Source organism: Duganella sp. CF458 (assembly GCF_900113115.1).
In the GTDB taxonomy this organism is placed as follows: domain Bacteria; phylum Pseudomonadota; class Gammaproteobacteria; order Burkholderiales; family Burkholderiaceae_D; genus Rugamonas.
Genome location: NZ_FOOF01000005.1, coordinates 171,517 through 195,729 on the forward strand (window position 1 = coordinate 171,517; position 24,213 = coordinate 195,729).

Annotated in this window: 21 protein-coding genes; 8 read left to right on the top strand and 13 right to left on the bottom strand. The window is 62.5% G+C overall.

Annotated features, from left to right (window positions below):
* Positions 1 to 11 precede the first annotated feature (11 nt).
* The 7 genes from BM269_RS09600 to BM269_RS09630 all read right to left on the bottom strand — a co-directional run bounded on the left by BM269_RS09600 (position 12) and on the right by BM269_RS09630 (position 8,144).
* Positions 12 to 509 (bottom strand): GNAT family N-acetyltransferase, encoded by a 498-nt coding sequence (locus BM269_RS09600; protein ID WP_090436797.1) that lies wholly within the window; start codon positions 507 to 509, stop codon positions 12 to 14.
* Entirely contained in the window at positions 497 to 955 is a 459-nt protein-coding gene (locus BM269_RS09605) for a MarR family winged helix-turn-helix transcriptional regulator (RefSeq protein WP_090436798.1), read from the bottom strand. Before BM269_RS09605 ends, BM269_RS09600 begins: the two co-directional genes overlap by 13 nt.
* Positions 956 to 1,038: 83 nt before the next feature.
* A complete protein-coding gene (locus tag BM269_RS09610) occupies positions 1,039 to 1,845 on the bottom strand; it encodes an oxidoreductase (protein ID WP_090436799.1) in 807 nt (268 codons plus the stop codon).
* Between the two features lie 16 nt (positions 1,846 to 1,861).
* Positions 1,862 to 3,184 (bottom strand): OmpP1/FadL family transporter, encoded by a 1,323-nt coding sequence (locus tag BM269_RS09615; protein WP_090436800.1) that lies wholly within the window; start codon positions 3,182 to 3,184, stop codon positions 1,862 to 1,864.
* Positions 3,185 to 3,215: 31 nt separating this feature from the next.
* Positions 3,216 to 6,332 carry an efflux RND transporter permease subunit gene (locus tag BM269_RS09620; RefSeq protein WP_090436801.1) on the bottom strand — a complete coding sequence of 1,039 codons (3,117 nt, stop codon included), beginning with the start codon at positions 6,330 to 6,332 and terminating at the stop codon, positions 3,216 to 3,218.
* Complete coding sequence (locus BM269_RS09625; protein ID WP_090436802.1) at positions 6,329 to 7,447, bottom strand: efflux RND transporter periplasmic adaptor subunit; 1,119 nt, start codon at positions 7,445 to 7,447, stop codon at positions 6,329 to 6,331. The genes BM269_RS09620 and BM269_RS09625 overlap by 4 nt, the downstream gene beginning before the upstream one ends.
* 79 nt (positions 7,448 to 7,526) lie before the next feature.
* A complete protein-coding gene (locus tag BM269_RS09630) occupies positions 7,527 to 8,144 on the bottom strand; it encodes a TetR/AcrR family transcriptional regulator (protein WP_090436803.1) in 618 nt (205 codons plus the stop codon).
* An 89-nt stretch (positions 8,145 to 8,233) separates the two neighbouring features.
* Between BM269_RS09630 and BM269_RS09635 the strand changes: the two genes are divergently transcribed.
* Complete coding sequence (locus BM269_RS09635; protein ID WP_090436804.1) at positions 8,234 to 9,694, top strand: efflux transporter outer membrane subunit; 1,461 nt, start codon at positions 8,234 to 8,236, stop codon at positions 9,692 to 9,694.
* A 36-nt stretch (positions 9,695 to 9,730) separates the two neighbouring features.
* The gene (locus BM269_RS09640; RefSeq protein ID WP_090436805.1) at positions 9,731 to 10,624 is read left to right on the top strand and encodes an NAD(P)/FAD-dependent oxidoreductase; all 894 of its coding nucleotides are present in this window, start codon (positions 9,731 to 9,733) and stop codon (positions 10,622 to 10,624) included.
* Here the strand turns inward: BM269_RS09640 and BM269_RS29030 are convergent.
* A complete protein-coding gene (locus BM269_RS29030; RefSeq protein ID WP_139232702.1) occupies positions 10,519 to 11,205 on the bottom strand; it encodes a hypothetical protein in 687 nt (228 codons plus the stop codon). The two genes, BM269_RS09640 and BM269_RS29030, sit on opposite strands and share 106 nt — an antisense overlap.
* Before the next feature lie 129 nt (positions 11,206 to 11,334).
* Here BM269_RS29030 and zwf point away from each other — a divergent pair, with 129 nt between their 5' ends.
* Positions 11,335 to 12,798: a glucose-6-phosphate dehydrogenase gene (gene zwf, locus BM269_RS09650; protein ID WP_090436807.1), complete on the top strand. Its 1,464-nt coding sequence runs from the start codon at positions 11,335 to 11,337 to the stop codon at positions 12,796 to 12,798.
* Here the strand turns inward: zwf and BM269_RS09655 are convergent.
* On the bottom strand, positions 12,782 to 13,540 hold the full coding sequence (locus BM269_RS09655) for a LytR/AlgR family response regulator transcription factor (protein WP_090436808.1): 759 nt from the start codon (positions 13,538 to 13,540) through the stop codon (positions 12,782 to 12,784). The genes zwf and BM269_RS09655 overlap by 17 nt on opposite strands.
* Positions 13,537 to 14,655, bottom strand: coding sequence for a sensor histidine kinase (locus BM269_RS09660; RefSeq protein WP_170860331.1), 1,119 nt, complete (start codon positions 14,653 to 14,655; stop codon positions 13,537 to 13,539). The genes BM269_RS09655 and BM269_RS09660 overlap by 4 nt, the downstream gene beginning before the upstream one ends.
* 161 nt (positions 14,656 to 14,816) lie before the next feature.
* On the opposite strand from BM269_RS09660, the gene BM269_RS09665 reads away from it, so the two are divergent.
* Together BM269_RS09665 and BM269_RS09670 are read left to right on the top strand one after the other, a co-directional pair.
* Positions 14,817 to 16,832 (top strand): TonB-dependent receptor plug domain-containing protein, encoded by a 2,016-nt coding sequence (locus BM269_RS09665; protein ID WP_170860332.1) that lies wholly within the window; start codon positions 14,817 to 14,819, stop codon positions 16,830 to 16,832.
* A 105-nt stretch (positions 16,833 to 16,937) separates the two neighbouring features.
* Positions 16,938 to 17,339, top strand: a complete 402-nt coding sequence (locus BM269_RS09670; RefSeq protein ID WP_229204568.1) for a thermonuclease family protein — start codon at positions 16,938 to 16,940, stop codon at positions 17,337 to 17,339.
* On the opposite strand, the gene BM269_RS09675 is transcribed toward BM269_RS09670, so the two are convergent.
* On the bottom strand, positions 17,336 to 18,232 hold the full coding sequence (locus BM269_RS09675; RefSeq protein WP_090436812.1) for a LysR family transcriptional regulator: 897 nt from the start codon (positions 18,230 to 18,232) through the stop codon (positions 17,336 to 17,338). The genes BM269_RS09670 and BM269_RS09675 overlap by 4 nt on opposite strands.
* Before the next feature lie 116 nt (positions 18,233 to 18,348).
* On the opposite strand from BM269_RS09675, the gene BM269_RS09680 reads away from it, so the two are divergent.
* Positions 18,349 to 18,867: a hypothetical protein gene (locus tag BM269_RS09680; protein ID WP_090436813.1), complete on the top strand. Its 519-nt coding sequence runs from the start codon at positions 18,349 to 18,351 to the stop codon at positions 18,865 to 18,867.
* A 67-nt stretch (positions 18,868 to 18,934) separates the two neighbouring features.
* Complete coding sequence (locus BM269_RS09685) at positions 18,935 to 19,567, top strand: glutathione S-transferase family protein (protein WP_211482678.1); 633 nt, start codon at positions 18,935 to 18,937, stop codon at positions 19,565 to 19,567.
* A gap of 1 nt (position 19,568) precedes the next feature.
* Here BM269_RS09685 and BM269_RS09690 read toward each other — a convergent pair whose 3' ends face one another.
* On the bottom strand, positions 19,569 to 20,585 hold the full coding sequence (locus BM269_RS09690; RefSeq protein WP_090436814.1) for a glycoside hydrolase family 53 protein: 1,017 nt from the start codon (positions 20,583 to 20,585) through the stop codon (positions 19,569 to 19,571).
* Between the two features lie 239 nt (positions 20,586 to 20,824).
* Between BM269_RS09690 and BM269_RS09695 the strand changes: the two genes are divergently transcribed.
* Positions 20,825 to 21,340, top strand: a complete 516-nt coding sequence (locus BM269_RS09695) for a DUF4256 domain-containing protein (protein ID WP_229204569.1) — start codon at positions 20,825 to 20,827, stop codon at positions 21,338 to 21,340.
* On the opposite strand, the gene BM269_RS09700 is transcribed toward BM269_RS09695, so the two are convergent.
* The gene (locus BM269_RS09700) at positions 21,337 to 24,198 is read right to left on the bottom strand and encodes a response regulator (RefSeq protein WP_090436816.1); all 2,862 of its coding nucleotides are present in this window, start codon (positions 24,196 to 24,198) and stop codon (positions 21,337 to 21,339) included. The genes BM269_RS09695 and BM269_RS09700 overlap by 4 nt on opposite strands.
* Positions 24,199 to 24,213 lie beyond the last annotated feature (15 nt).

The window sequence follows — 24,213 nt, forward strand, 5'->3', positions numbered from 1 at the left end:
ATGCCGGCCACTCAGGGAACATCGGCGGTCACGCGACGTTCGACCAGCACTACATCGCGCCAGACTCCGTGCAATTGCCCCATTCTTTCCCGTCGGCCGACCTGGCGGAAGCCGGCCCCTGCATGCACAGCCAGGCTTGCGACATTCTCGGGGAAAATACCAGCTTGCAAAGTCCAGAAACCGTGTTGTTCCGAAGCCGATACCAACTCCCGCATTAGCGCCTTTCCCATGCCTTGTCCATGAACCGCGGGCGTTACGTAGACGCTGACTTCAGCCACGCCGCGGTAGACCGGGCGAGCCGATATCGCTGCAAGGACTGCCCAGCCGACGACTGAATCGCCTTGTACGGCAACCAGGCGGCAGGCCTGCAAGTGGTTGGCATCCCATTGTTCCCAGGTTGGCGCTTCGGTCTGAAAAGTTGAATTGCCGCTGGCAATACCTTCGAGATAGATGCGGCGGACTTCAGGCCAATCCTCAGGGCGCATGGAGCGCAGCTTCATTTCCGGCATTTGATCCTCGATCGTTCGTTAGGGGCGTTCAGGGCGGAGTGCAACGATTGCAAAGCATTGTGCAGCGCGGCTCTTTGTGCTGGTGGGACATGCGCGAGCAACTCTCCCACGTGGTGATTCAATTGGAGATTCAAGGAAGTGGCGCGGGTCTTGCCTTCGGGTGTGAGCGACAACAGGACACTTCGTTTATCGAGCTGGTTCGGCTCCTTTGACACGCATCCCTCCATGCAAAGGCCGTCCACTGCCCGGCTGATCCACGCTTTGTCCAGACCGAGTCGATCGACCAATGCTTGTTGTGGCAGAGGCGCATCGCGCAGCAATTCATTGAGTATGTGGCAGCGTACTGTCAGTCCACTGTCCATACACCCTGCGTTTTCGCGTTGATCGCGAACGAACAGACGTACGACGTCGCGAAATAGCTGCGCCGTGTTTTCGGTAGTGCCCATGTTAAATTTTGTTGTGTTAGTCAACCAATTTTAGTTTCTGTGCAATGTGATTGTCAATGACAACTAACACCCGGGGGGGGAAATCAGACCAATCCCAGCGATTTTCGCAAGCTGGCGTCGACCGGGCCTGCCGGCATGAAGCGGCGCAATTTGCTCAGCAGCGAGGCCTGTCCCGCAGGCGTGCGGCGCATGCGCCATGTGCCAAGCGCCGCTTCGACAATCGTGTTTGCCACGCCATCCGGGCCGGGAGCGCTGTCGATGCTGTTGACGACAGAGCGGGTCGCTGTGGCGCGGTCGTTGTCGTAGTCGCCGATCCGTAAGGCGGTTTGGGGCGAGTTGGCCTCCAGGTTGGTCTTGGTGTACGACGGCTGGACCAGCGTGACGCGGATGCCGAGGCGGCGCACCTCGTGGTCCAGTGTTTCGGACAGGCCCTCTACCGCGTGCTTCGAGGCGGAGTACAGGCCCATATACGGCGCCGGCAGGAAGCCAAGCACGGAACTGACATTCACGATCCGGCCGCGGCGCTGCGCGCGCATATGCGGCAGCACCGCGCGTACCATGCGCAAGACACCGAACACATTGGTGTCGAACAGGGCGGCGGCCTCCGTGATCGACGTTTCCTCCACCGCGCCGACCATATTCATGCCCGCATTGTTGACCAGGATATCGATGCGGCCGGCGCGCTCGATCACGGCCTGGACGCCAACTTCCACGGATGCGTCATCGCGGATGTCCATTTCAATCAATTCGACACCGGATAGGGGCGACGTTTTGGCAATGCTGCGTACGGTGCCAAACACGCGGCATCCCTGCGTGGCGAATTTCTCCGCTGCGCTGCGCCCGATGCCGGATGAGACACCGGTAATCAATACGATCGGCGAATCCTTCATGTTTTTTCTCCAGGGTTCAGAAGCGATAAGCCAGCGAAACGGCGAAAATATCGCTCGCCAGCTTGTACGTGCCGCGCAGGGTGCTCCCGGTCGACGCATGCATGGAGACGCCGGCATCTGCGAGGAACAGGTGGGTATAGCCTGCGCTCCATTCGAGGCTTTGGCTGGCGCGCCAGGTGGCGCCGAACGACAGCCACTTGCGGTCCACGTCGGGCACCCGTACGTCGCGGGAAGCGGCGCGAACCGGCGTCTGGTCGTAAGCCACGCCGGCTCGCAGGGTCAGGTCCGGATTGAGCGCGTATTCGGCGCCCAGCGCGCCGAACAGGGTGTTGCGGTAGTCGAAGGAGATCGCCTGTGCTGCCTGCGGCGAGTCGAAGTCCAGCATCACATCCTTGAACCTGCTCCATTTGGTCCGGTGCACGTCGGCCATGACGGACCAGCGTTCGTTGAGCTGGTGCGTCACACTGAGCGTCCAGGAGGAAGGCATGCGCAGTTCGGTCGACGCGTTGGTGTCGGTGAACCAGCCGGGGCGCGTTGCCGCGAGTATCGCCTTGGGCCCTTGCGGCACGTCGAACTGGATCGATGCGTCGCTCAGCTTATGATTGACACCGGAGCGGTAGGCTGCGCCGATGTGGGTTTTCCGGGTCGGGCTATACAGCATGCCGAGCGTGAAACCGAAAGCATTGTCGCTGCCGTCGAGCGCAATGCGGCCGTCGGCGCTGGTGGGAGCGTAGCCCGGCACGCGCGCGGCAGCCATGATGGCGCCAAAGTCCAGGGCGGTCGTCAACTTCGCTTGCGCACGCTCGAAGAAGAGCGAGCCGCCGAACGAGAGCTGCTCATTCAAGTCATACGACAGGGCGAGGCCAAGGTTGACTGCCTTGAGCTCGGTCTTCTGGCCCTGGTAGCGGCCCTTCCATTGCGCCTCGTAGTCGGTGGTGAAGCCGAATGGCGCCGTCAGCGACAAGCCAAGGTGGGTGCGCTCGCCCAGAGGCGTGTGAAAGTACATGGCCGGAATCGGTTTCGTGGCGCCCGCCTCGCCGCCGTTACTGCCCGCTAAAGGCCGACCGAGCGCGTCTTCACCATCGCCGTTGAATTTGACCGAATAGTCGACCGTGGTCAGGTCGGCCTGGAAAACGTTGCCACCCAGGCCGCGCATTGCGGCAGGGTTTTCGGCGATCGCCGATGCGTCCCCTGGCGCGCTGATCGAGCCTGCGGTGGCCCGGCCTTGTGCCTTGGCGCTTTTCTCCTTGAGTTCAAATGCCGCCCCCTGGCTCTGGCTCGCCAGCAGCATGCCGGCTGCCGCAGCCAGCAGGGACTTCGAATACTTATGCTTCGACATCAACTTCTCCTCTTCTAAGAATCTTGTATGTTCAGCTGCCGGTCATCAGTTGCGGCGCTGCCGCGTCGCCCTCGTGCGCAGCCGGCCGCGCGTCGGCTGGCCGGATCTTGAACCAGATCGAATACATCGCCGGCAGGAACACCAATGTCAGGACGGTGCCGGCAAGGGTGCCGCCGATCAGGGTGTAAGCCAGCGTGCCCCAGAACACCGAATGCGTCAGCGGCATGAATGCGAAGATCGCTGCCAGCGCAGTCAGGATCACCGGGCGGGCGCGCTGCACGGTGGCTTCAACCACCGCTTTGAACGGCTCCATGCCGGCTTCCTTGTTATGGTGGATCTGGCCGATCAGGATCAGCGTGTTGCGCATCAGGATGCCGGAGAGCGCGATCAGCCCGACCAGCGCATTGATGCCGAATGGTTGCCCGAACAGGATCAGGGTCGGGACCACGCCGATCAGGCCCAGGGGACTGGTCAGGAATACCATCACCATTGCCGAAATCGAACGCACCTGGAAGATGATGATCAGCAGCGTGATCGCCAGCATGATCGGGAACAGCGGCAGCATCGCCTTGGTCGCCTTACCTGATTCCTCGATGGAGCCTGATTCTTCGATGGTATAGCCGGTCGGCAGCTTGGCGATCAGTGGTCGAAGTTGCTTGGTGATGGCTGCCGAAACGTCCGGCGGCTGCAGGCCGTCGGCGATATCGCCGCGCACGGTGATGGTTGGCATCCGGTCGCGGCGGCGCTCAATGGGTTCCTCCATCCGCACTTCAATCTTGCCCACTTGCGACAGCGGGATGCGCTGCCCGTTGGCGCCGGCCAGCGTGAAGTCGCCGATCCGGGCCGGGTTGAGGCGGATGTCGCCGGCAGCGCGCGCCACCACCTGCACGGTGCGGATGTCTTCGCGGACGGCCGTCACGGGGACGCCGTTCAGCAGGAACTGCAATTGCTGCGCCACGGCGTTGGAGGACAGGCCTACTGCCTGCAGCCGGTCTTGCTGCAAGATGAAATGCAGCGTCGGTGCGCGTGTGCCCCAATCGGCATTCACGGTACGCATCATTGGGCTGGTCTCCATGAGCTGGCGCACGTCCGCTGCGATGCTGCGCAGCTTTTCCGGATCCGGGCCGGTGACGCGGTAGGCAACCGGGAACGGCGAGTAAGGGCCGAACACCAACTGTGTGACGCGAACGCGCGCTTCGGAAGCCAGGCCGCCGCCGATTGCTTCACGCAAGCGCTGCTTCAACGCATCGCGCTCTTGCTGGCTGTCGGTGCGGATCACGATCTTGGCAAACGATGGATCGGGCAATTCCGGCCCCATGGCCAGGTAGAAGCGCGGCGCGCCCTGGCCGATGTAGGCCGTGACGATCTTTGCTTCCTTTTGCCCGGCCAGCCAGGCTTCCACTTTCGCGGTGGCGGCACTGGTCTGGTTGATCGACGTACCATAAGGCATTTGCACCTCGACCAGCACTTCGGGGCGGTCCGAGATCGGGAAGAACTGCTTCTTGACTACCGCCATACCCAGTACAGACAACACGAACAGGCCCACTACGGAGCCGGCCACCAGCCACTTGCGGGCGATGACGCGTGCCAGCAGGTGGCGGAAGCGGTTATAGCGCGGGGTATCGTAGATTGCTTCGTGGCCGCCCTCGACCTTTTTGAAATCGGGCAGCAGCTTGACGCCCATATAGGGTGTAAACACCACCGCTACGACCCAGGACGCGATCAGGGCAATGCCGACAATCCAGAACATATTGCTGGTATATTCGCCGGCGCTCGAGCGGGCGAAACCGTTCGGCATGAAGCCAACAGCCGTCACCAGGGTACCCGACAGCATCGGCGCGGCCGTATGGCTCCAGGCGTAAGCCGACGCGGCGATGCGGTCGAAACCTTCTTCCATCTTCACCGCCATCATTTCAATGGCGATAATGGCGTCGTCCACCAGCAGGCCCAATGCCAGGATCAGCGAGCCCAAGGTAATGCGGTCGAAGTTCTTGCCGGTCGCCGCCATCACGACAAAGACCATGGCCAGCGTCAACGGAACGGCAGCGGCAACCACCACGCCGACACGCCAGCCCATGCTGATAAAGCTCACCAGCATCACCACCACCAGGGCAGCGAAGAACTTGAGCATGAATTCGTCGACCGAGGCGCTGATGTTGACTGCCTGGTCGGTCACCTTGGCCAGGCTCATGCCCAGGGGCAGGCTGGCGTTGATGGCGCCCACTTCGCTGTCCAGCGACTTGCCCAGGTCAAGACCATTCCAGCCGTCGCGCATGACAATGCCCAGCAGGAGCGCAGGCTCGCCGCCGTTGCGGATCATGAAGGTGGAAGGATCCTCATAGCCACGTTCGACCTTGGCAATGTCGGACAGCTTCAGCGTGCGGCCCTGGGCCACCACCGGGGTATCACGGATTTTCTGCAGCGTGTCGAAGGCGCCATCCAGGCGGATGAACACTTGCGGCCCCTTGGTTTCCACGGAGCCGGCGGCCGCCAGCGCATTCTGGCTGTTCAGCGCGGCGAACACTTCCTGCGGACCAATGCCGAGCGTCGCCAGGCGCTCGTGCGAGAACTCGATATAGATGCGTTCCTGCTGCTCGCCTACGATGTTGACCTTCTTCACGCCAGGCACGTGCAGCAGGCGCTGGCGCAGTGATTCGGCGTCACGCACCAGCAAGCGCTGTTGCTCACCCTTGGCCTTCAGCGCAAAGAGGGCGAAGGTGACGTCGGCGTATTCGTCATTGACCATGGGGCCGATCACGCCAGGCGGCAGGTTACCGATCTCGTCGCCGACCTTCTTGCGAGCCTGGTAAAACTCCTCTATCACTTCCGACGGCGGTGTGCTGTCCAGCAGTGTCAAGGTGGTGAAGGCCAGGCCGGGCCGGGTGTAAGTCTCGGTGCGGTCGTACCAGCGCAGTTCCTGCATGCGCTTTTCGATCTTTTCCGCCACCTGGTCCTGCATTTCCTGCGCGGTGGCGCCCGGCCAGGCGGTGACGATCGTCATCACCTTGACCGTGAAGGCCGGGTCTTCGGCGCGGCCCAGTTTGAAGAACGAAATGACCCCGGCCAGCGAAATCAGGCAAATCAGGAACAGGGTGACGGAGCGCTCGCGTACCGCGAGGGCCGACAAGTTGAAGCGGCTGGTTTTCACGGACGTGCTCCTTCGGCTGCTGCGCCGGCGGGCTGGACATCCACCCGTACGTTGGCGCCATCGCGCAACAGGTGCGCGCCGAGTGCGACGATACGGTCGCCTTGCTTGAGCTGGCCGTCGATGCCGGCGCGGTCGTCATCGAGACGCTGCACCGAGACCGGACGCCAGGAGACCTTGGCCGGATTGCCGTCGATGACCCACACCCCTGGCCCCTTGCCGGCATCGAACAGTGCGCCGATCGGCACCTGCAAACCGCCTTGGTTTGCCGGTTGGCCGTCCGCCACCAGGATCGTTACCGTGCTGCCCAAGGGAGCATTGGCCAGTTCGCCCTCCAGCACATAGCGCGCTTCGAACGTGCGGGTGAGACGGTCCGCCGCATCCGACAGCTGGCGCAGCTTGGCAGGAACGCGCAGGCCTTCCTTGCCGAACAGCGTCGCCTGGGCGATGGAGCCCACTGCAGGACGCACAGTCTCGGGCAGCTGGATCACAGCTTCGCGGCGGCCGGCATGGGCCAGGCGCACCACCACCTGCCCCGCGTTGACCACCTGGCCGGGCTCGGCCAGCGTTTCGGTGACGACGCCGTCGCCGTCCGCCACCAGCTCGGTGTAGCGGCTGGCATTCAGTGCAACGCCGGCTTGCGCCTCGGCTGCGCTGAGCTGGGCGCGGGCGGCATCGGCGGCAGCCTTGGCCTGGTCATAGGCGGAAGCGGAAACCGCGCCGCTGGGGCGCAGGTCGCGGAAGCGGGCCTCGTCGTCGGCCGCCTGCTTCGCCCGGGCGCGTGCCGCGGCGACTGCTTCCTGCTGTGCATGTGCTGCCAGTTTCAGGTCGACCGCGTCGATCCGCATCAGCGGCTGGCCGCGCTTGACGGTTTGCCCGGTATCGACCAGGCGCTCCAGCACTTTGCCGGGAACGCGGAAGCCAAGGTCGCTCTGCACACGTGCGGCGACAACGCCGGTGTAAGAGCGGGAGAGGGGGGCTACCCCCTGGACGACCGCGGCGCGCACCAGCGGCGCTTCGGTACGTGGATCGGTTGGAGGTTTTTCGCCGCAAGCCACCACCGCAAACGGCAGCACGGCAGCGAAGACTGCAGACGGAGTTGAGCGAAGCAGGCGCATGAAAGTCCCATGGATAAGGTGTTCGGGACTTTCATTATGGTTCTGGTGACTAATTTAGTCAATGGTCACAAGCTATTATTTATGGAGACAGGCTCCGAAGTACCAGGCTGGAAAGATGCGACGGCGCATCTTCTGTGTAATCGAAGCTATGTTGCAGCAGCAGCGGATTGAGGTAAGGGCGCATGACCAGGTAGATCGCAGTCACCGTCTCGTCCAGGGGAGTCTTGCGTTCGAAGTCGCCGGCCTGGCGGCCTTCCTGCAGCACATCGTGCAGCAATTTCTGGATCCGAACTTCATAGTCGAGCACGACCTGCCAGCGATTCGATGCGGCTGTCGCTGCAATGTCGTAAAGCTTGCGCTCGTTGAAAAGCAGGCGAAGGCTGGCTTCAGTAAAGGCCTTGAACATACGGCGCAGCTTTTCGGGCGGGGAATTGGCTTCGGCAATTGCCGCGCTGACTTCGGTTTCGATCTGTTGCATGCAATTCGCGCAGATCACTTCGCCGATGGCCTGTTTCGACTCAAAGAACTTGTAGATATATGCCTTGGAGAAGCCGATCGACTTGGCAAGGTCGGACACCGTGGTCTTTTCATAGCCATAGTGGCTGAAATGATCAATGGCTACGGCAACGATCTGGTTGCGCACTTCATGGTCGGCCGGCCCCCTGGCCGGGGCAGGAGAGGAACTTTGATTTTTCATGTACTCAAGTTTAAGCCAAACGAAAAGATTGGACAACTTGTGACCATTTGGTATTATGGTCACCATCATTTCTTTGCGAAAGACGTCCGATGCTAAGCAAGCAAACCCTGGCGGCGCTGGTCGTTGCCACCTTGTCAACGGGCTGCGCTGTTGGCCCCGATTACGCCAAGCCGGAGCCGGTGCTGGCGAAACAATTCCACGGCCTGGCAGCTATTGAACAGCGCCAGGCCGCCGCCAGTGCCGACCTTGCCCAATGGTGGACTGGTTTTGGCGATCCGCAATTGAGCCGCTACGTGGCACTGGCGTTGGAACAGAATCTCGATCTTGCACAGGCGGCGGCGCGCGTGGTGCAGGCGCGTGCCGGCCTGGGCGCGGCCAATGCGGCCTTGCTGCCCTCCGGGAATATCAACGGGCAGGCCGCCAGGGCTTACCAGTCCGTCGAAACGCCGTCGGGGCGGGTACTCAATTCCGCTCCGGGTTTCGACCGCTACGGCAACGCTTATGAAGTCAACCTCGGCGCGAACTGGGAGCTCGACCTGTTTGGCGGCTTGCGCCGGGGCCGCGAGGCGGCGCTGGCGGAATACCAGGCTTCGGAAGCCGGGGCGGCAGCGGCACGGCTGGCTGTGGCGGCACAAACCGCCGACATCTATATTACCGTGCGCGGCTTGCAGGCGCGCCTGGAGGTCGCCCGCACGCAAGTACAGACGCAGCAAGCCCTGGTCGCGACCATCAATCTCTTATACGGAAAAGGCCTGGCGGCGGAATTGCAGGTAAGGCAGGCCGAGGGTGCGCTGGCCCAGGTGCAGGCATCGATACCAGTGCTGGAGGCGGGACTGGACACCGCCCTGAATGCGCTGGACGTGATGCTGGCTGCGCCGCCCGGCACGCATCACGCCGAGCTGGCGGAAACGACCGGCATCCCGCTTGCCCCGCAGATTGCGGCAAGCGGCTCGCCGCGCGAACTGTTGCGGCGCAGGCCTGACCTGATCGTGGCCGAACGCCGTCTGGCCGCTTCCAATGCCCGCATCGGTGTCGCCATCGCCGAGTATTACCCCAAGTTTTCATTGAGCGGGATGCTTGGCAGTGCAACTTCGGTATCAGCCGGCAACCTGTTCACGAATGCCGCCACCCAGGCCGCCGGCGTCCTGGGCTTGCGCTGGCGCCTGTTCGATTTCGCCCGGGTCGATGCGCAGATCGCGCAAGCCAAGGGACAGGAGGCGGAAATGCTGGCAGCCTACAGGCTGGCAGCGCTGCGCGCGAGCGAAGACGTCGAGAACGCGTTCTCGGCATTGGTGAAACGCGAACAGCAGGCGGCAGTTCTGGAACAAGGCGTCAGCTCGCTCGGCCGTGCACGGGAAGCATCCTTTGCCGCATACCAGAAAGGAGTCGTCAGTCTGGTCGAAGTCCTGCAAGCGGACGAGAACCTGCTGCGTGCCTCGGATGCCCGGGTGCAGGCGCAAACCGAATCGGCGCGCGCTGCGGTTGCCACCTTCCGGGCGCTCGGTGGCGGCTGGCAAGCTGGCGACGCCGGTGTAATGGCAATGCGTTAACCCCCCCCTTTTATCCACAACAAGGAGCCCACCATCATGGATGACGTCATCATCATCGGCGGCAGCTTTGCCGGTCTCGCCGCCGCACTTCAGCTTGGCCGTGCCCGCCGCAAGGTCACCGTTCTCGATACCGGCCTGCCGCGCAATCGCTTCGCCGGCCACTCGCATGGCCTGCTCGGCCACGATCACAAGCCACCGCAGGACATCTTGGCCGCGGCACGGCAGCAGTTGGTGCGTTATCCCACGGTCAGGCTGGTCAATGCACGGGCCGACAGCGTCTCCGGCGCCATTGACCATTTCTCCGTCCGCACTGGCGATGGCGAAAGCCTTGGGGCACGCCGCCTGATCCTGAGCTATGGCGTCGCCGACCAGATGCCTGATGTTCCGGGCTTCGCCGAAAGCTGGGGCACGTCCATCGTGCCGTGCCCCTATTGCGACGGCTTCGAAGTCGCTGGCCGGCATTGGGGCGTCCTCTGGTCCAGTCCGCAGTCGCACCAGTCTGTCAAACTGTTCCAACATTGGACCGACAAGTTGACCATCTTCGCCGATGGCCATGACATTGCGCCCGATATCCAGGCCGATCTGGCGCACCGCAACGTGCCTGTCATCGAAGGTCGGATCGTCGAGATCGCCCATCACGAGGGCCACATCACCACTGTCAATCTCGATACCCGCCGCAATATCGCAGTCGACGTCCTGTTTGCCCATCCGCGCAACAAGCCGTCCGCAAGCCTGCATGAATCACTGGGCCTCGCCACCGTGGACACGCCCACCGGCATCGTCCTCAAGGTCGACGAGCGGCGCCAAACGAGCGTGCCCGGCATCTACGCCGCCGGAGACCTCGCCACGCCCTTCCTGCCTTCGGTCACCCAGGCATCATCGCAGGGCGCGATGGCGGGTATCTTCGCCCAGCAATCGATGCTGGTTTGAGCTGGCGCCGGCTCGATGGGAACAGCAACACGCCATTTACCTTTGCCCCAGGTGGTTTGGACCGTTTTGGCGCAGACGACGTCGACGCTGTTCTTTGTGCCGTCCCGCCAGTTGACGGCAAAGGGGACGGCGCATTTGGGCACCAGCGTCTCATTCCGCGGATATCCTGCCTCCCGATGCAGCTTGCCCGTCCGGCTTTCGCTCCGAACAAAGCCCTCCGCGGCCAGGTGAATATCGTAGAGGCGTTGTTCGCTATCGCTGTAGACCGATACGGCGATTTCCCAATTGCGTTCGTGGGCCGATGCAATGGTTCGGCGGCAGCTTACCAATACGCTTTTACGCGGTTCATTAGTGGCCCATGCGGCTTTCATCGGAACCCGGCAAGGAGGAACCCAACTGCGGTAGTCAGGGCCGAGCGGGCGCCAATCGGTCTTGTCTGCGACATTGCGCTGGTCGAGAAAGCGCTTGGCGGTCGCCTGAATTGCGCAGAGCACCGGATCAGGGCCATTCTTGATGCCGAAATTGTACGGAGGTTCGCAGAGCACACCGCCTGCCGAGGCAGCGAAGGGCAGGGCGAGCAAAGCGCCCCCAATTGCTGATCGTAGAAGCACGGACAAACTTTCTCCTTTATCGTCTCCCTGCCATTTACCGGGAGTTTGGGTATTATTGTCATTCTGACCCGCTACCGCCAACGCATTTTGAGCCTCGACATGACCACTACGCCACAATTCGATTCAAGCCTGCCCCTCGACATGATCATCTTTGGCGGAGTGGGCGACCTCGCCATGCGCAAGCTGCTGCCGGCGCTCTATATGGCTCACCTGCACGGCAACCTGCCACCGGGCACCCGCATCATCTCCACGGGCCGCCAGGAGTATGATCGCGCGGCATACCTGGGCTTCGTGGAAGAGCACTCGCGTCCCTTCATCAGCGGCGAAAACTTCACGGAAGAGGCCTGGCGCAGTTTCCTGCAACTGCTCGAGTTCGTGCGCATCGACATTGAAAAAGATGGCATGACGCCGTTGGCCAAGGCTTCACGTTCCGGCGCGGAGCGCGTGTTCTACCTGGCTACGGCTCCGTCCTTGTTCACCACCATTTGCGACAAGCTGGCCGAAGCGGGACTGGTTGACCGCAACGCGCGCGTGGTGCTCGAGAAACCGCTTGGCCGCGACCTGGCGTCGGCGGTGGAGATCAATGAGGCGGTCGGCAAGCATTTCGAAGAGTACCAGATCTACCGTATCGACCACTACTTGGGCAAGGAGACCGTGCAGAACCTGATGGTGCTGCGCTTTGGTAACTCGATCCTGGAACCCCTGTGGCGCGCGCCGAACATCACCAGCGTGCAGATCACCGTTGCCGAAGAAGTGGGCGTGGGCAGCCGCGCGGGCTTCTACGACAGTGCCGGCGCCATGCGCGACATGGTGCAGAATCACTTGCTGCAATTGCTGTGTATCGTCGCGATGGAACCGCCTGCTTCGCTGGCGCCGGATGCTGTGCGTGACGAGAAGCTTAAGGTCCTGCGCTCGCTGCGCCGATTCAGCCTGGCCTCCATTGCACGCGACACCGTTCGCGGGCAGTACGTGCGCGGCGTGAGCGGCAACCAGGAAGTTCCCGGATACCTGGAAGAGCGTAATGTGCCTGAGGGTAGCAGCACCGAGACCTTCGTGGCGATGCGCGCTTATGTCGATACCTGGCGCTGGTCCAAGGTGCCGTTCTACCTACGTACCGGCAAGCGCATGGCGCGCCGCTCGTCGAAGATCGTGATTGAGTTCGCAAACCCACCTTTCCCATTGTTCCCGGAGACTCCGGGCGGCGTGGCCAACCGGCTGGTGATCGAGCTGCAACCGGAGGAGGCCATCAAGCTGCAGCTGATGGCCAAGCAGCCTGGCAGCGGCATGCAGATGCAGCAGGTGGCGCTGAATCTCGACCTGCAGTCGGCATTTTCGCAGCGCCGGGCCGAGGCTTACGAGCGCTTGCTGATCGACGTGGTGCGCGGCCGGCTGACCCACTTCATGCGCCGCGACGAGCTGGAGGCGGCCTGGGAATGGGCAGATCCGATCATCAACGGCTGGAGTGCGCTGGCCGAAAAGCCGAACCCTTATGCTGCGGGCACGTGGGGACCGTCCGAATCGTTCGCCCTGCTGGCGCGCGATGGTTTCAGCTGGGTAGAGTAGGCCGCGCGAGGCGCGCTTTCACCGACGCGGCATAACGTTCGCTGACCGGCAGCTGCACACCGCCGGCCAACGTCAATTCGTGGCTGCCCTCCTGGAGCTGGCGAATGGCCAACATCTGGCCGCTGCGCACCAGGATGCGGCGGTGGATGCGCAGGAATTGCGCCGGGTCCAGGTAGCGCTCAAGTTCCGTCAAGGTGCTGCGGTGCAGGAAGGTACGCTGTGGCAGGTGCAGTTCAATATAGTTGCCCGCCGATTCAATCCATAGCACGTCCGTCAGGCTGACCCGGTCGATCCTGCCGACCGATCGCACAGCGAGCTCCGTCCAGTAGCCGGGATCGGGATCGACGAATCCGCGCAAGACCCGGGTATACGCCGCGCGCTGGTCGAGCAGTTTGCCGGCGCGCTCCAGCGCTTGCCGCAGCCGGTCTTCGTCCACCGGCTTGACGATATAGTCCAGCGCGTGCACATTGAACGCTTCCAGCGCATGGCCGCGGTGCGCGGTCACAAAGATGATCGGCGGCGGCAGCTCGCGGCGGCTCAGTTCACGAGCGAACTCCAGCCCGGATTCCCTGGGCATCTGCACGTCGAGCAGCACGATATCGGCAATGCCGGTTGCAAGGTAGGCTCGCGCCGCCGATGCGCTGGCGCATTCCGCCGCCACGTCCCATCCTGCCAATGCCTGCAGTGCGAAGCGTAGGTTGGTGCGGGCATGGGCTTCGTCGTCGACGATCAGTACTTTCATTGCTGCGCCGTCCAGGGTAGCGATAGCTCCGCCACGAAGCGGTTGCCGATGCGCGTGGTCGCCAAAGTGGCTGCGTTTCCGTATGCCAGCTGCAAGCGCGCCCGGATCCCGCGCAGGCCGATTCCCAGGCCGGCGGAAGGCGCTGCGTGAAGGCTGGCAGGGTTCGAGACCTGTACGTTGAGCCGGTCGCCGTGCCGCGCAAAGACCACTTCGATATCGCTTGCACCTTCATGGCATTCAAGGTCGTGGCGCAAGGCATTTTCAACCAGCGGTTGCAGCAGCATCGGCGGGCAATCGATGCCGTCATCCAGGACATGGGTGCCTTCGATGCGGACCTGCAGGCGTTCGCCGAAGCGCAGGCGCTGCAAGTCCAGGTAATTCCTGACGAACTTTACTTCCTTCCCTGCCTCCACCCAATCGCACTCGCTGCTTGCCAGGGCATTTTCCAGAAGGTCGCCGAGGCGGGACAGCCCGTCCAGCGCGAGCGCCTTGTCGTCCATGCGCACCAGGGCGCCGATGGCGCTTAGCGTATTGAAGATGAAGTGTGGTTCAAGCTGGCCGCGCAGTGCGGCAAGGCGCTGGCGCTCAATAGACAGCAGGGCGTCGGCCAGTTGCCGGTCTTGCTGCCGACGCTGGCGCCACAGCAGGATCGCCAGGACAACGCCAAAGGCCATCGTCAACAGCACATACTCGACGAACCATTCGAGCTTGTCCATCGTGACCACGTAGTTCCAGGCATTGCCCAAAGTCGGTTCGATGTCGAATTTGACGCAGCGCCGGTACGCCAATCCAAGCATCGCGGTCGGCCAGCACGCTGCGAGATAGGTGAGGTAGCCCAGGCCGACGCGGCGCAGGCTGGCGAGCCATCCGGGGCGACGGCGGTAGGCCATGTACAGCAAATAGCTTTGCACCATCATCACCGAGTAGCCGAACCACCAGCCGGCAGTCATTTGCCAATAGCTGCGGGTGTCGCCGCTGTCGATCCGGTCGCCGTAGGTGGTGATGCCGGCAAGCGCGCAGACCAGCGTCCACAGCGCAAAGTTGGCCAGCAAGGCGCGCAGCCAGGGCGGCATTGAAAGTAGTCGGTCCATGGCGCGGCAGTATATCAGCCGCATTTGGGCATTCGTCCCGGCGGGCCGGGTGTTCATCACAATCCGCATCGCTTTTCCGGAACTCTCGCCAACAATGCGCATCGTTCTTTCACAAACCGCCCATTACCATGCGAATCCTGCTTCCCCTGTTTTTAATTCCGCTTTGCGCCAGCGCCCAAAACGACATGGCGCGCGTCGAGGTCAAGGCGGCCGGCACCTTGCAACAACGCCGCGACGATAGCGCCGGCCGGGTTATCGTTGCACGCGAAGAACTTTTGCGCTACGGCGATTCCAGCTTGGCCGACACCTTGCGGCGCCAGCCTGGGGTGACGGTGAACGGCGGGCAGGTGCAGTTGCGGGGACTGGGCGGCGGGCGTACCCAATTCCTGCTCAATGGAGAACCGGCGCCGCCGGGATTTTCGCCCGACAGCCTGGCGCCGGAGCTTATCGAACGCATAGAAATCCTGCGCAGCGCAAGTGCCGACAGCAGTACCCAAGGCATTGCCGGCAGCATCAACATCGTTTTGCGCCGAAGCTCGGCACGTGCCAGGTCGCTGGCCACACTGGCCGGCAACGAGTCGGGCGCCGGCTGGTCACCGGAAGCGTCGTTCGACCTGTCGCGCCCTGGTGACGATTATTCCGGCAATGTGGCAATGCAGGTCGCGCGCGGAAAGAGTGCCGTGGCCGGTAGTGTCGCCGAGAGCTCATTTTCGGCCAGGCGCCTCACTGCGGAAGAAAATCTTTCGGCCACTGAGCGTATAGGGTTGGTTCCGCGCTTGAGCTGGAAATTCGACGGCGGAACAAAGCTGGCCTGGCAAGGACTGCTGGATCATGCCCGCAATCGCAACCGGGGAACTGCCCAGGAAACGACCTTGTCAGGCGATTCGAGCGAATTTCCCATGAGTGCATACAGCGCGAATGCCCGTACGGACACCGCCCGCAGCGACATCGAGGCCAGCCATCGCCTGGGGGAGACAAGCCGCGTCGACTGGAAGGCCGGCATGACGCGCAACCGGCGCAAGAGCGACTATGTTTTCAATGGCGGCAACGCGGCGGGCGATGCGCTCTGGCTGCGGCACGTCATCTCAAGCGCGGCGGACGATGGCGCCAGCAGCAGCGGGACCTTACGCCTTGGCGACAGCGGCGGGCACGTGTTGGCAGCGGGGTGGGACGGCTCGCTGGCGCGACGTGCCGAATGGCGCCGCCAGGAAGACTCCAGTGCGGCCGGCGAACCGCTTGGCGAGCTTGACCAGCGCTACATCGCCCGCGTGCGGCGCTTCGCCGTGTACGCGCAAGACGAATGGACGGTATCGCCCGGGGTCGATGCATACCTCGGCCTGCGCTGGGAAGGCTTGCGCACCTTGACCAATGGACGTGGCCTGGCCGGCGTCAGCAGCAATTCCAGCGTCTGGAGTCCGGTGGCCCATCTGCTTTGGCGCTTGCCCGATTCGCGCGATCAGCTGCGGCTTGGCCTCGCGCGCAGCTACAAGGCGCCCAATACGCGCGACTTGGTGCCGCGCCGCTTCACCGTCAACAATGGCAACGGTCCGGCAAATCCGGACGTGCAAGGCAATCCGTCCTTGCATCCGGAACTGGCGTGGGGAATCGATGCCGCTTACGAAAGCTATTTCAGCAAGGAGAGCATGTTCAGCGTGGCTGCCTATCACCGGCGCATCGACAATGTTATCCAGTCAGTGCTCTTCGAGGACAAGGGGAAATGGGTGGCCACACCGGGCAACATTGGCGGCGCCGTTGTCCAGGGCCTGGAGTTTGACGCCCGCCTGGCTCTGGGCGGAGGGACCACGGCGCGATTGGGAATGGCGCGCAACTGGTCGCATATGGATTCGGTGCCGGCGCCGGGCAACCGTCTTGGCGAGCAAGTGCCGCTGACCATCAATGCGGGCATTGATTTCCGCCTGGGCCAGGGAACGACGGCAGGCTTCAACTGGAATCTGCAGCAGGGCAGCCTGGTGCGCTCCTCGGTCTTGCAATGGAGTGGGAGGGGCACCGAGCGCCGCCTGGATCTGCACGCCGCCTGGCTGTTGCGGCCGGGCCTGACCTTGCGCGCCACGGCAAGCAATGCAATGAAGCCGGAAACGCGCAGTACGCAATTATTCGAGGACGGCCGCCACGATGCCTGGCGTGAGACGACGCGCAGTGGGCAGCGCACGATCAAGCTTGCTGCGGAAGTCGCATTGTGACGATACAATTGCGGCCTTCTGAACAAGTGGAGTTGGGAAATTAAGAAGCTTGCACTGATCTTTGCACTGATTTGCAATCAATCTTACGCAGACCCGGTCATCGGCGTGGCCGACGGCGATACGCTGACTGTGCTGAGTAAAGGCCGGCCGGTAAAGGTTCGCCTCGCGAACATCGATGCCCCCGAAAAAAAGCAGCCTTACGGTGCGCGCTCGAAGCAGTCGCTGTCGGACCTGTGCTTTGGCCGCGACGCGACGCTCGCTTCGGGGAAGCAGGACCGCTACGGCCGCACGGTGGCTGTCGTCCATTGCGGTGACGTCAACGCCAATGTGGCGCAAGTTCGCAAAGGAATGGCCTGGGTCTACCCTCAATACAACCATGATCCATCGCTGCCGGCTGTCGAAGCCGCGGCGCGCCATTCCCGGGTCGGTTTGTGGTCGGAGCGCGACCCGCTTGAACCCTGGCTGTTCCGCAAGGAGCGCAAGGCGCGCAGCAGCTACCCGAATTAGGCGCGTCGGCCTTCGAACAGGTCTTTCATCTCGCGCAGGCCGGCGGTCAGGCATTCGACCGTTGCCGACACCTTCGGCACGCCACGCAGCTGGCGCGGCGTCAGCAGCCAGAGTTGCGAACGGAAGTCTGTCAACAGCGGCGAAACGCGGCGCAAACGCGGATTGGCATCGCCCAGGTGGCAAGGCAAAATGCCTACTCCCAAACCTTCCTCCAGCAATCGGCATACAGCAAGGGTGCTGGAGCAGCGCACCACTGCGCGCCACATCAAACCTTCCGCTTCAAGCCATTTCGATGATGCCAGGTGTCCCAGCGATTCGTCGACGGTGACCCACGCCTGCTCGTGCAGGTTTTCTTCAGATACGTTTGGCCAGCCCGCCGGGGCGTAGACGGCCACCTCGATATTGCATATCACTCGACCGATCAACTCCCCATCCGGTTCGCCGCCGGAGCGCAAGGCGATATCGGCTTCGCGTTGGCGCACGTTTGCCAGGCTTTCGCCGATTTGCAGGTTGATCGTGATGTCCGGCAAGTCGCGCCGGCAGCGCGTCAGCAGGGGCGGCACGATGCGGGGCATCAGCACTTCGGTCGTGGCCAGGGTCAGGCGGCCGGCGCTTCCCAGCCCGGCGTCCCGCTCCAGGTCGCGCAGGCGCTGGTCGAATTCTTCGGCGAGCGCCAGCAATTCCGTCGCGGCCGCCGTTGGCTGGTATCCCTGGCGGCTGCGCTCGAACAAGGTCGTGCCGAGCCCCGCCTCGATATCCCGGATGCGGCGAAACAAGGTTGGATGGCTGGAACCCAAGGCTTCGGCGGCTTTGGACAGGGAACCATGGCGGGCCACGGCAAGGATCACCTGGTAGTCGTTCCAGGCGAGTCGGCTGGTCAGGAATTTGCTCATCGCCGCATTCTATCGCGTTGTTCATTTTTGAAAGCGCGTTGTTCATTCGATGCCTGTCGCCAAGTGGCGCCAGTGGCGAGAATGGAGCCATTCAACCACTGTTCAAAGGAACGAAAATGATTCGCAAGCTCCTGATAGCCATTGCCATGTTCATCGCAGCTTCTGCGCAAGGGGCCGAACATCCCGCCTGCAGCGCACCTGAATATAAACAATTCGACTTCTGGGTCGGTAACTGGGAAGCCTTCGACCGCAATGGCAAGCTGCTTGGCCATACGCTGATCGAGAAAATCGAGCAGGGCTGCGTATTGCAGGAGTGGTGGCGCGGGAACGGCGCGGAAAACGGCGCCGGCACAAGCCTCAGCATGTATGACCGCAAACACAAGCTTTGGCGCCACGTCTGGGCCAGCGCGCGCGGCAATTTTGCGCCGATCGACGGCGGCTGGCAGGGCGACCGCATGCTAATGACCGGCTACTTCATCAACGACAAGGGCGAGCGGGAGTTCCATCGCACGGTATGGAAGCCCGTCCCAGACGGCGTGCACCATGTGTGGGATTCCACCACCGACGGTGGCGTGACCTGGAACGTCCTGCATGAAGCCTGGCTGCGCCGTACCGACAAGGTCCTGGCGAAGTAGGGCGCCTGCAGCCGCCGTCAAACTGCTTTACTATGCTCCAGCTGACTACACCCAACTCAAAAGGACCATGATGGCGGAATTCAAATTGCACTGCTTTGCAGCTTCCGGCAACTCGTACAAGGTTGCCCTGTTCCTGGCCTTGGCCAATGCCGACTGGGAGCCTGTGGTGGTCGACTATTTCGGCGGCGAGACACGCAGTGAGAGCTGGCGCGATAAGCTGAACGACATGGGCGAGATCCCGGTACTGGAACACCAGGGCCTGAAGATCTGCCAGTCCGGCGTGATCCTCGACTACCTGGCCGAGGCAACCGGCCACTTCGGACCGCGCAACGACGAAGAAAAGCGCGACATCTGGCGCTGGATCCTGTTCGACAATCACAAATTCACCAGCTATTACGCCACCTTGCGCTTCATGTACGGCCTGCAGAAGACGGGCGACACTCCGGTCACCCAGTTCCTGCGGGAGCGTGCGATTGGAGCCTATCGCATCGTCGACAAACACCTGGCCGGCGCCAACTTCCTGGTTGGCGACCGCCTGACCATTGCCGACCTCTCCCTGGCGGGCTATGTCTTCATGCCGGAAGAAACCGGCATCGACATGGCTGAATTCCCGCACATCGCGGCGTGGAAGGAACGCATCAGCGACATGCCCGGCTGGCGCCATCCGCATGACCTGATGCCGGGCAAGAAGACGTTCTGAATCACTCGGCGAGGAAGGCTTTCATTGCCTTGGTCGGCTTGCCGTCATCGCCCCAGGCGCTGAGCGGGTATTGGCTCCAGCTCCGCGCGCCTAATGGCTCCCAATAGATGACGCCCAGGCCCTTCCGGTTTGGCACCGCCCTGACTTTGCGCTGCACGGCGACCAGCATGTCGTAGGTGTTCTGTGGGCGGCTGTCCTCGCCGCCCACTTCCACCACCATGACTTCCTTGCCGTAGCGCGTGGCCATGTCGTTCATATTGCGGGCCAGGGCGTCAATCGATTGTTTGTAGTCCGGCTTGCCGGGCAACCAGTATGGGTAGTACGACATGCCGATCACGTCGAAGCGTGCGCCGTTGGCCTGCGCGTTGTCGAACCAGGTCCTGAAACGCTTGCTGTCGTTGCCGCGGTCAAGGTGCAGTACTACCCTGGATGACGGGCTGACGGCCTTGATGGCGTCATAGCCCTTGTTGATCAACTGCGCCAGTTGCGGCCAGTTGTCGGTGCTGCCTTCGGGATAGATCATGCCGCCCGGGGTTTCATTCCCCACCTGGACCCATTCCGGCGTCACTCCCGCCGCCTTCAGGGCGCTCATCACGTCGTAGGTATAGCTGTACACATCCTCCAGCAGGCGGGGGAAGTCATGTCCTTGCCAGGCCGCGGGCTTGCGCTGCTGCTGCGGGTCGGCCCAGCTATCGCTGTAGTGGAAATTGATCATCACGCGCATGCCCATGCCTTGCGCGCGGACCGCCATTGCCACTGTTTGCTCCTTGCTATTGTGGCCATTGGTCCTGTCGTCCGAAGGATTCACCCAGGTGCGCAGGCGTACCGTGTTGATGCCGTGGTCCTTAAGGATCTGCAGCGCGTCTTCCTGCTTTCCGTGGTCATTGTAGAACTTGTAGCCGCTGGCCTCCATCTGTTGCAGCCAGCCGATGTCGGCGCCTTTGGCGAAAGATCCGGCCCTGGCAGGTACCGCGAACACGATAAGCGCCGCCAGCAGCGCAGCAAGTTTTTTCTTCATATATTCTGTCCATTGCTTAAAACACGATGCTAGCGCCGGGCCAGACCGGGAAGGTATGTGGATTTGAGCGTGGCGCATGACGATTTAATATTGCTGCCGGAAGTTGTTAACGGATTCTGTGGAAAACTCTGTTAACAATGACTCGATTGCTCAGCTAACTGCATGATCTGATTGAGAAAAAAATCCGTGCGCAAATTATGGGCAGGGCCATGCGGGTGATTCAACGGGGAGGTGTCAAAATGCTTGCAATCCTTGAACAACGGTTTAGCCGGAATATGCAGCGCCATGCCGGGCTGGCGTGGGAAACGGTACGGGCAAGGCTCGATGAGGGCAAGCTGGAAGTGCTGGCGGAGATGGAGCGTAGCGGCGGCGAGCCGGACGTCGTCGGCGTGGACCCGTCGACAGGCGAAGTGGTGTTCTGCGATTGTTCTCCTGAAAGCCCGGCGGGGCGCCGCAGCCTGTGCTTCGATCAGTTTGCGCTCGATGGGCGCAAGGAAAACAAACCGTCCGGCAGCGCACTGGAAGTCGCGCGGACCTTGGGCGTCAGCCTGCTTACGGAGGCCGAATACCGCCACCTTCAGACGCTGGGCGAGTTCGATCGCAAGACGTCGAGCTGGGTGCAGACCCCGGCCGATATCCGCAAGCAGGGCGGCGCCTTGTTCTGCGATCGCCGCTATGGCCACGTTTTCCTGTACCACAACGGCGCCGATTCGTATTACGCGGCGCGCGGCTTCCGGGGCATCTTGCGGGTTTAAGGCGGCAGGTAGCGTTCCAAAGTCTGCATCATCTCGTCGATATCGAGCGGCTTGGGGATGAAGTCGTCCATCCCGGCTGCCAGGCAATCGGCACGCTCGGACTCCATCACGCCGGCGGTCATCGCGATGATCGGCAGTGTCAGGCCCAATTCCCGTCGGATGACGCGGGTCGCCGTATAGCCATCCATGACCGGCATCTGCACGTCCATCAGGACCAGGCGGTAGGCATCGGGCGCGCCGCGCAAGATGCGCACGGCTTCTTCGCCGTTGTTGGCAACCTCGATGGTTGCGCCGGCACGTTCCAGGATGCCGACGGCAACCAGCTGGTTCATGGCATTGTCTTCCACCAGCAGCAAGCGGCCGCTGAGGCGCGGAGCCGGCGGCGCGTCGGCGTGCACCTCAAGAATGTCGGCCCTGTCCAGCACTTCATGCACCGTATCGAACAGCGTGGAAGCGGTGATCGGCTTGGTGACCAGCCCTTTGCGGTCGGCGTCTTCTTCCAGCATCTTGCTGCGTTCATAAGCGCTGACCATGAGTATCACGGGGGCCGTCGCCTGTTCCGCGTGGCGCAGCGAATCGATATAGCGCCGGTCCTCGTCGGGCATGCTCCAGTCGGCGAGTATCACGTCATAAGGCAGGGCGCGCTGGCCGGCCAGGGCCAGCATCTTTTCCGCTTCGACTGCGGAGGAAGCCACATCGACGCTCCAGCCCCAGGCTTGCAACGTCTTGGACAGGTAGACGCGGCTGGTGAAATGGTCGTCGACCACCAGCACGCGTAACGGCCGCGAGCCGGCACCGGTTGGCGCTTGCTGCTGTAGCTCCGGCACGGTACCGAACGGCAGGGTGACGGTAAACGTGCTGCCTTCACCGGGACTGCTGTCGAGCGCGATGCTGCCGCCTTGCAGTTCGACCAGGCGCTGGCAAATCACCAGGCCAAGCCCGGTGCCGCCGTACTTGCGGGTGACCGATTCGTCGGCCTGGACAAAGGGCGCGAACAGATTGACCTTCTGTTCCAGCGAAATGCCGATGCCGGTATCGCGCACGATGAAACGCATGACGCTGAGCTCTTCGGTGCACTCCGCGCATTCGACCTTGAGGCTGACTTCACCGCGTGCCGTGAACTTGATGGCGTTGCTGGTGAGGTTGACCAGTATCTGCTGCAGGCGCAGCGGGTCGCCGACCAGCATGCGCGGAACGTCCGGCTCCACGCCGATGGCCAGTTCCAGTTCTTTCTCGCCCGCGTTCACGCTCATGATGGTCGACACGGAGTGCAATACCGAATCGAGCTCGAAGCGGGTGGCGTTGAGCTGTATCTTGCCCGCTTCGATCTTGGAGAAATCGAGGATGTCGTTCAACAATGCCAGCAGCGATTGTCCCGAGGTGCGCAGCATGGTCAGGTAGCGCCGCTGTTCCAGCGACAGCGGGGTGGTGGTCATCAGGTGCGCCATGCCCAGCACGGCGTTCATCGGCGTGCGCAGTTCGTGGCTCATATTGGCCAGGAACGAGCTCTTTGCCGCGTTGGCCGCCTGTGCTTCCTTGACGGCCTCGCGCAAGGCAGCCTGCGACTTTTTCAACTCGGTCACATCGCGCAGTACGCCGACAAAGCGGTACTGGCCTTCGTCGATGATGGCGCTGATGGTCAATTCGACGGTGAACTCGCTGCCATCCTTGCGCAGGGCCGGCAGTTCGACCGCTCCCTTGCCGATCACGTGCGGCGCCCCGCCGGAGAGGAAGCGCTGCATGCCATGCTGGTGCGCAGAACGCATGGACTCCGGCATCAGCATCTCGATGCCGGCTCCGATGACCTCTTCCGCCGAATAGCCGAAAATCTGGCTGGCCGCGCGGTTGAAGGTCTCGACCTGGCCTTTTTCGTTGATGGTGACGATGCCCTCGCCAACGCTGTCGACCACGGTGCTGACGCGCAGGTTGGCATCCTCGAGCTGGTCGGTGCGCTCGTGGATCAGGCCTTCCAGCTGGCGGATTTTGCCGCTGATGAACCATGCCAGGCCGAAGCCCGCCAGCAGCAATGCCAGCACGATCCAGGTAAGCCAGGTGACCGATGCCAGCAGTTCCTGCAGGATGGTCGCGCGCGGCACGCCAACGGCAACCGCCCAACCGCTGCGGCTGGAGCGGGTGAAAACCGTATAGACGGGAATGCCTTCCAGTGTGGTGGATTCGAACACGTCTTCATCCACTTCAGCCAAGCGTTTCACCAGGCTTGCAGAACCGGGCTTTCCGACAAAACGCTCCGATTCATGGGTGCGGGCGATGATTGTGCCATTGCGGTCGAAGATGGCGATCACGCGGTCCTTGGGCAAGGTCCCGGAGGCGAGCACGCGGCCGAGATGGGCCGGCTGGTAGCCGACCGATAGGCAGTAGACGACCTGGCCGCCCCGTATGACGGGCACGTGCACCGCGACCAGCGGCCTGCCGGTGACACCGCCGATGAACACGTCGGACACCACCACCTGTCCCGTTTCGAACACGCGCTGGATGCGCTCGCGGCTGCCGGGATCGGCAATCGGTGCGCCGAACGGGCGCAGGGTATTCAGCAGCTGGACCGAGTCGCGTGTGCTGAGGACGATATTCGAGCCCGGAAAACCGGCATTGACAATGCCAACCGCCTTGCGATGGAAGCCTGCCAGGTCGCCGTGGTCAAGCTCCGCCGACATGGCCAGTGCCCGCGCCGCGACGACGCCGAGATCAAGGTCGCGGTCGACCGCCTGCATCATGGAACGGACCACGAACAGGGAGTCTCGCTCAACCTGGGCGCGTTCGCGGGTATAGAAGTGCTGGATCAGCAGGCCGAAGCCGACAGTCGCTGGCAAAGTGCATGCCAGCACGAGTGCGAACAGCATGCGGCGCAGGGTAGG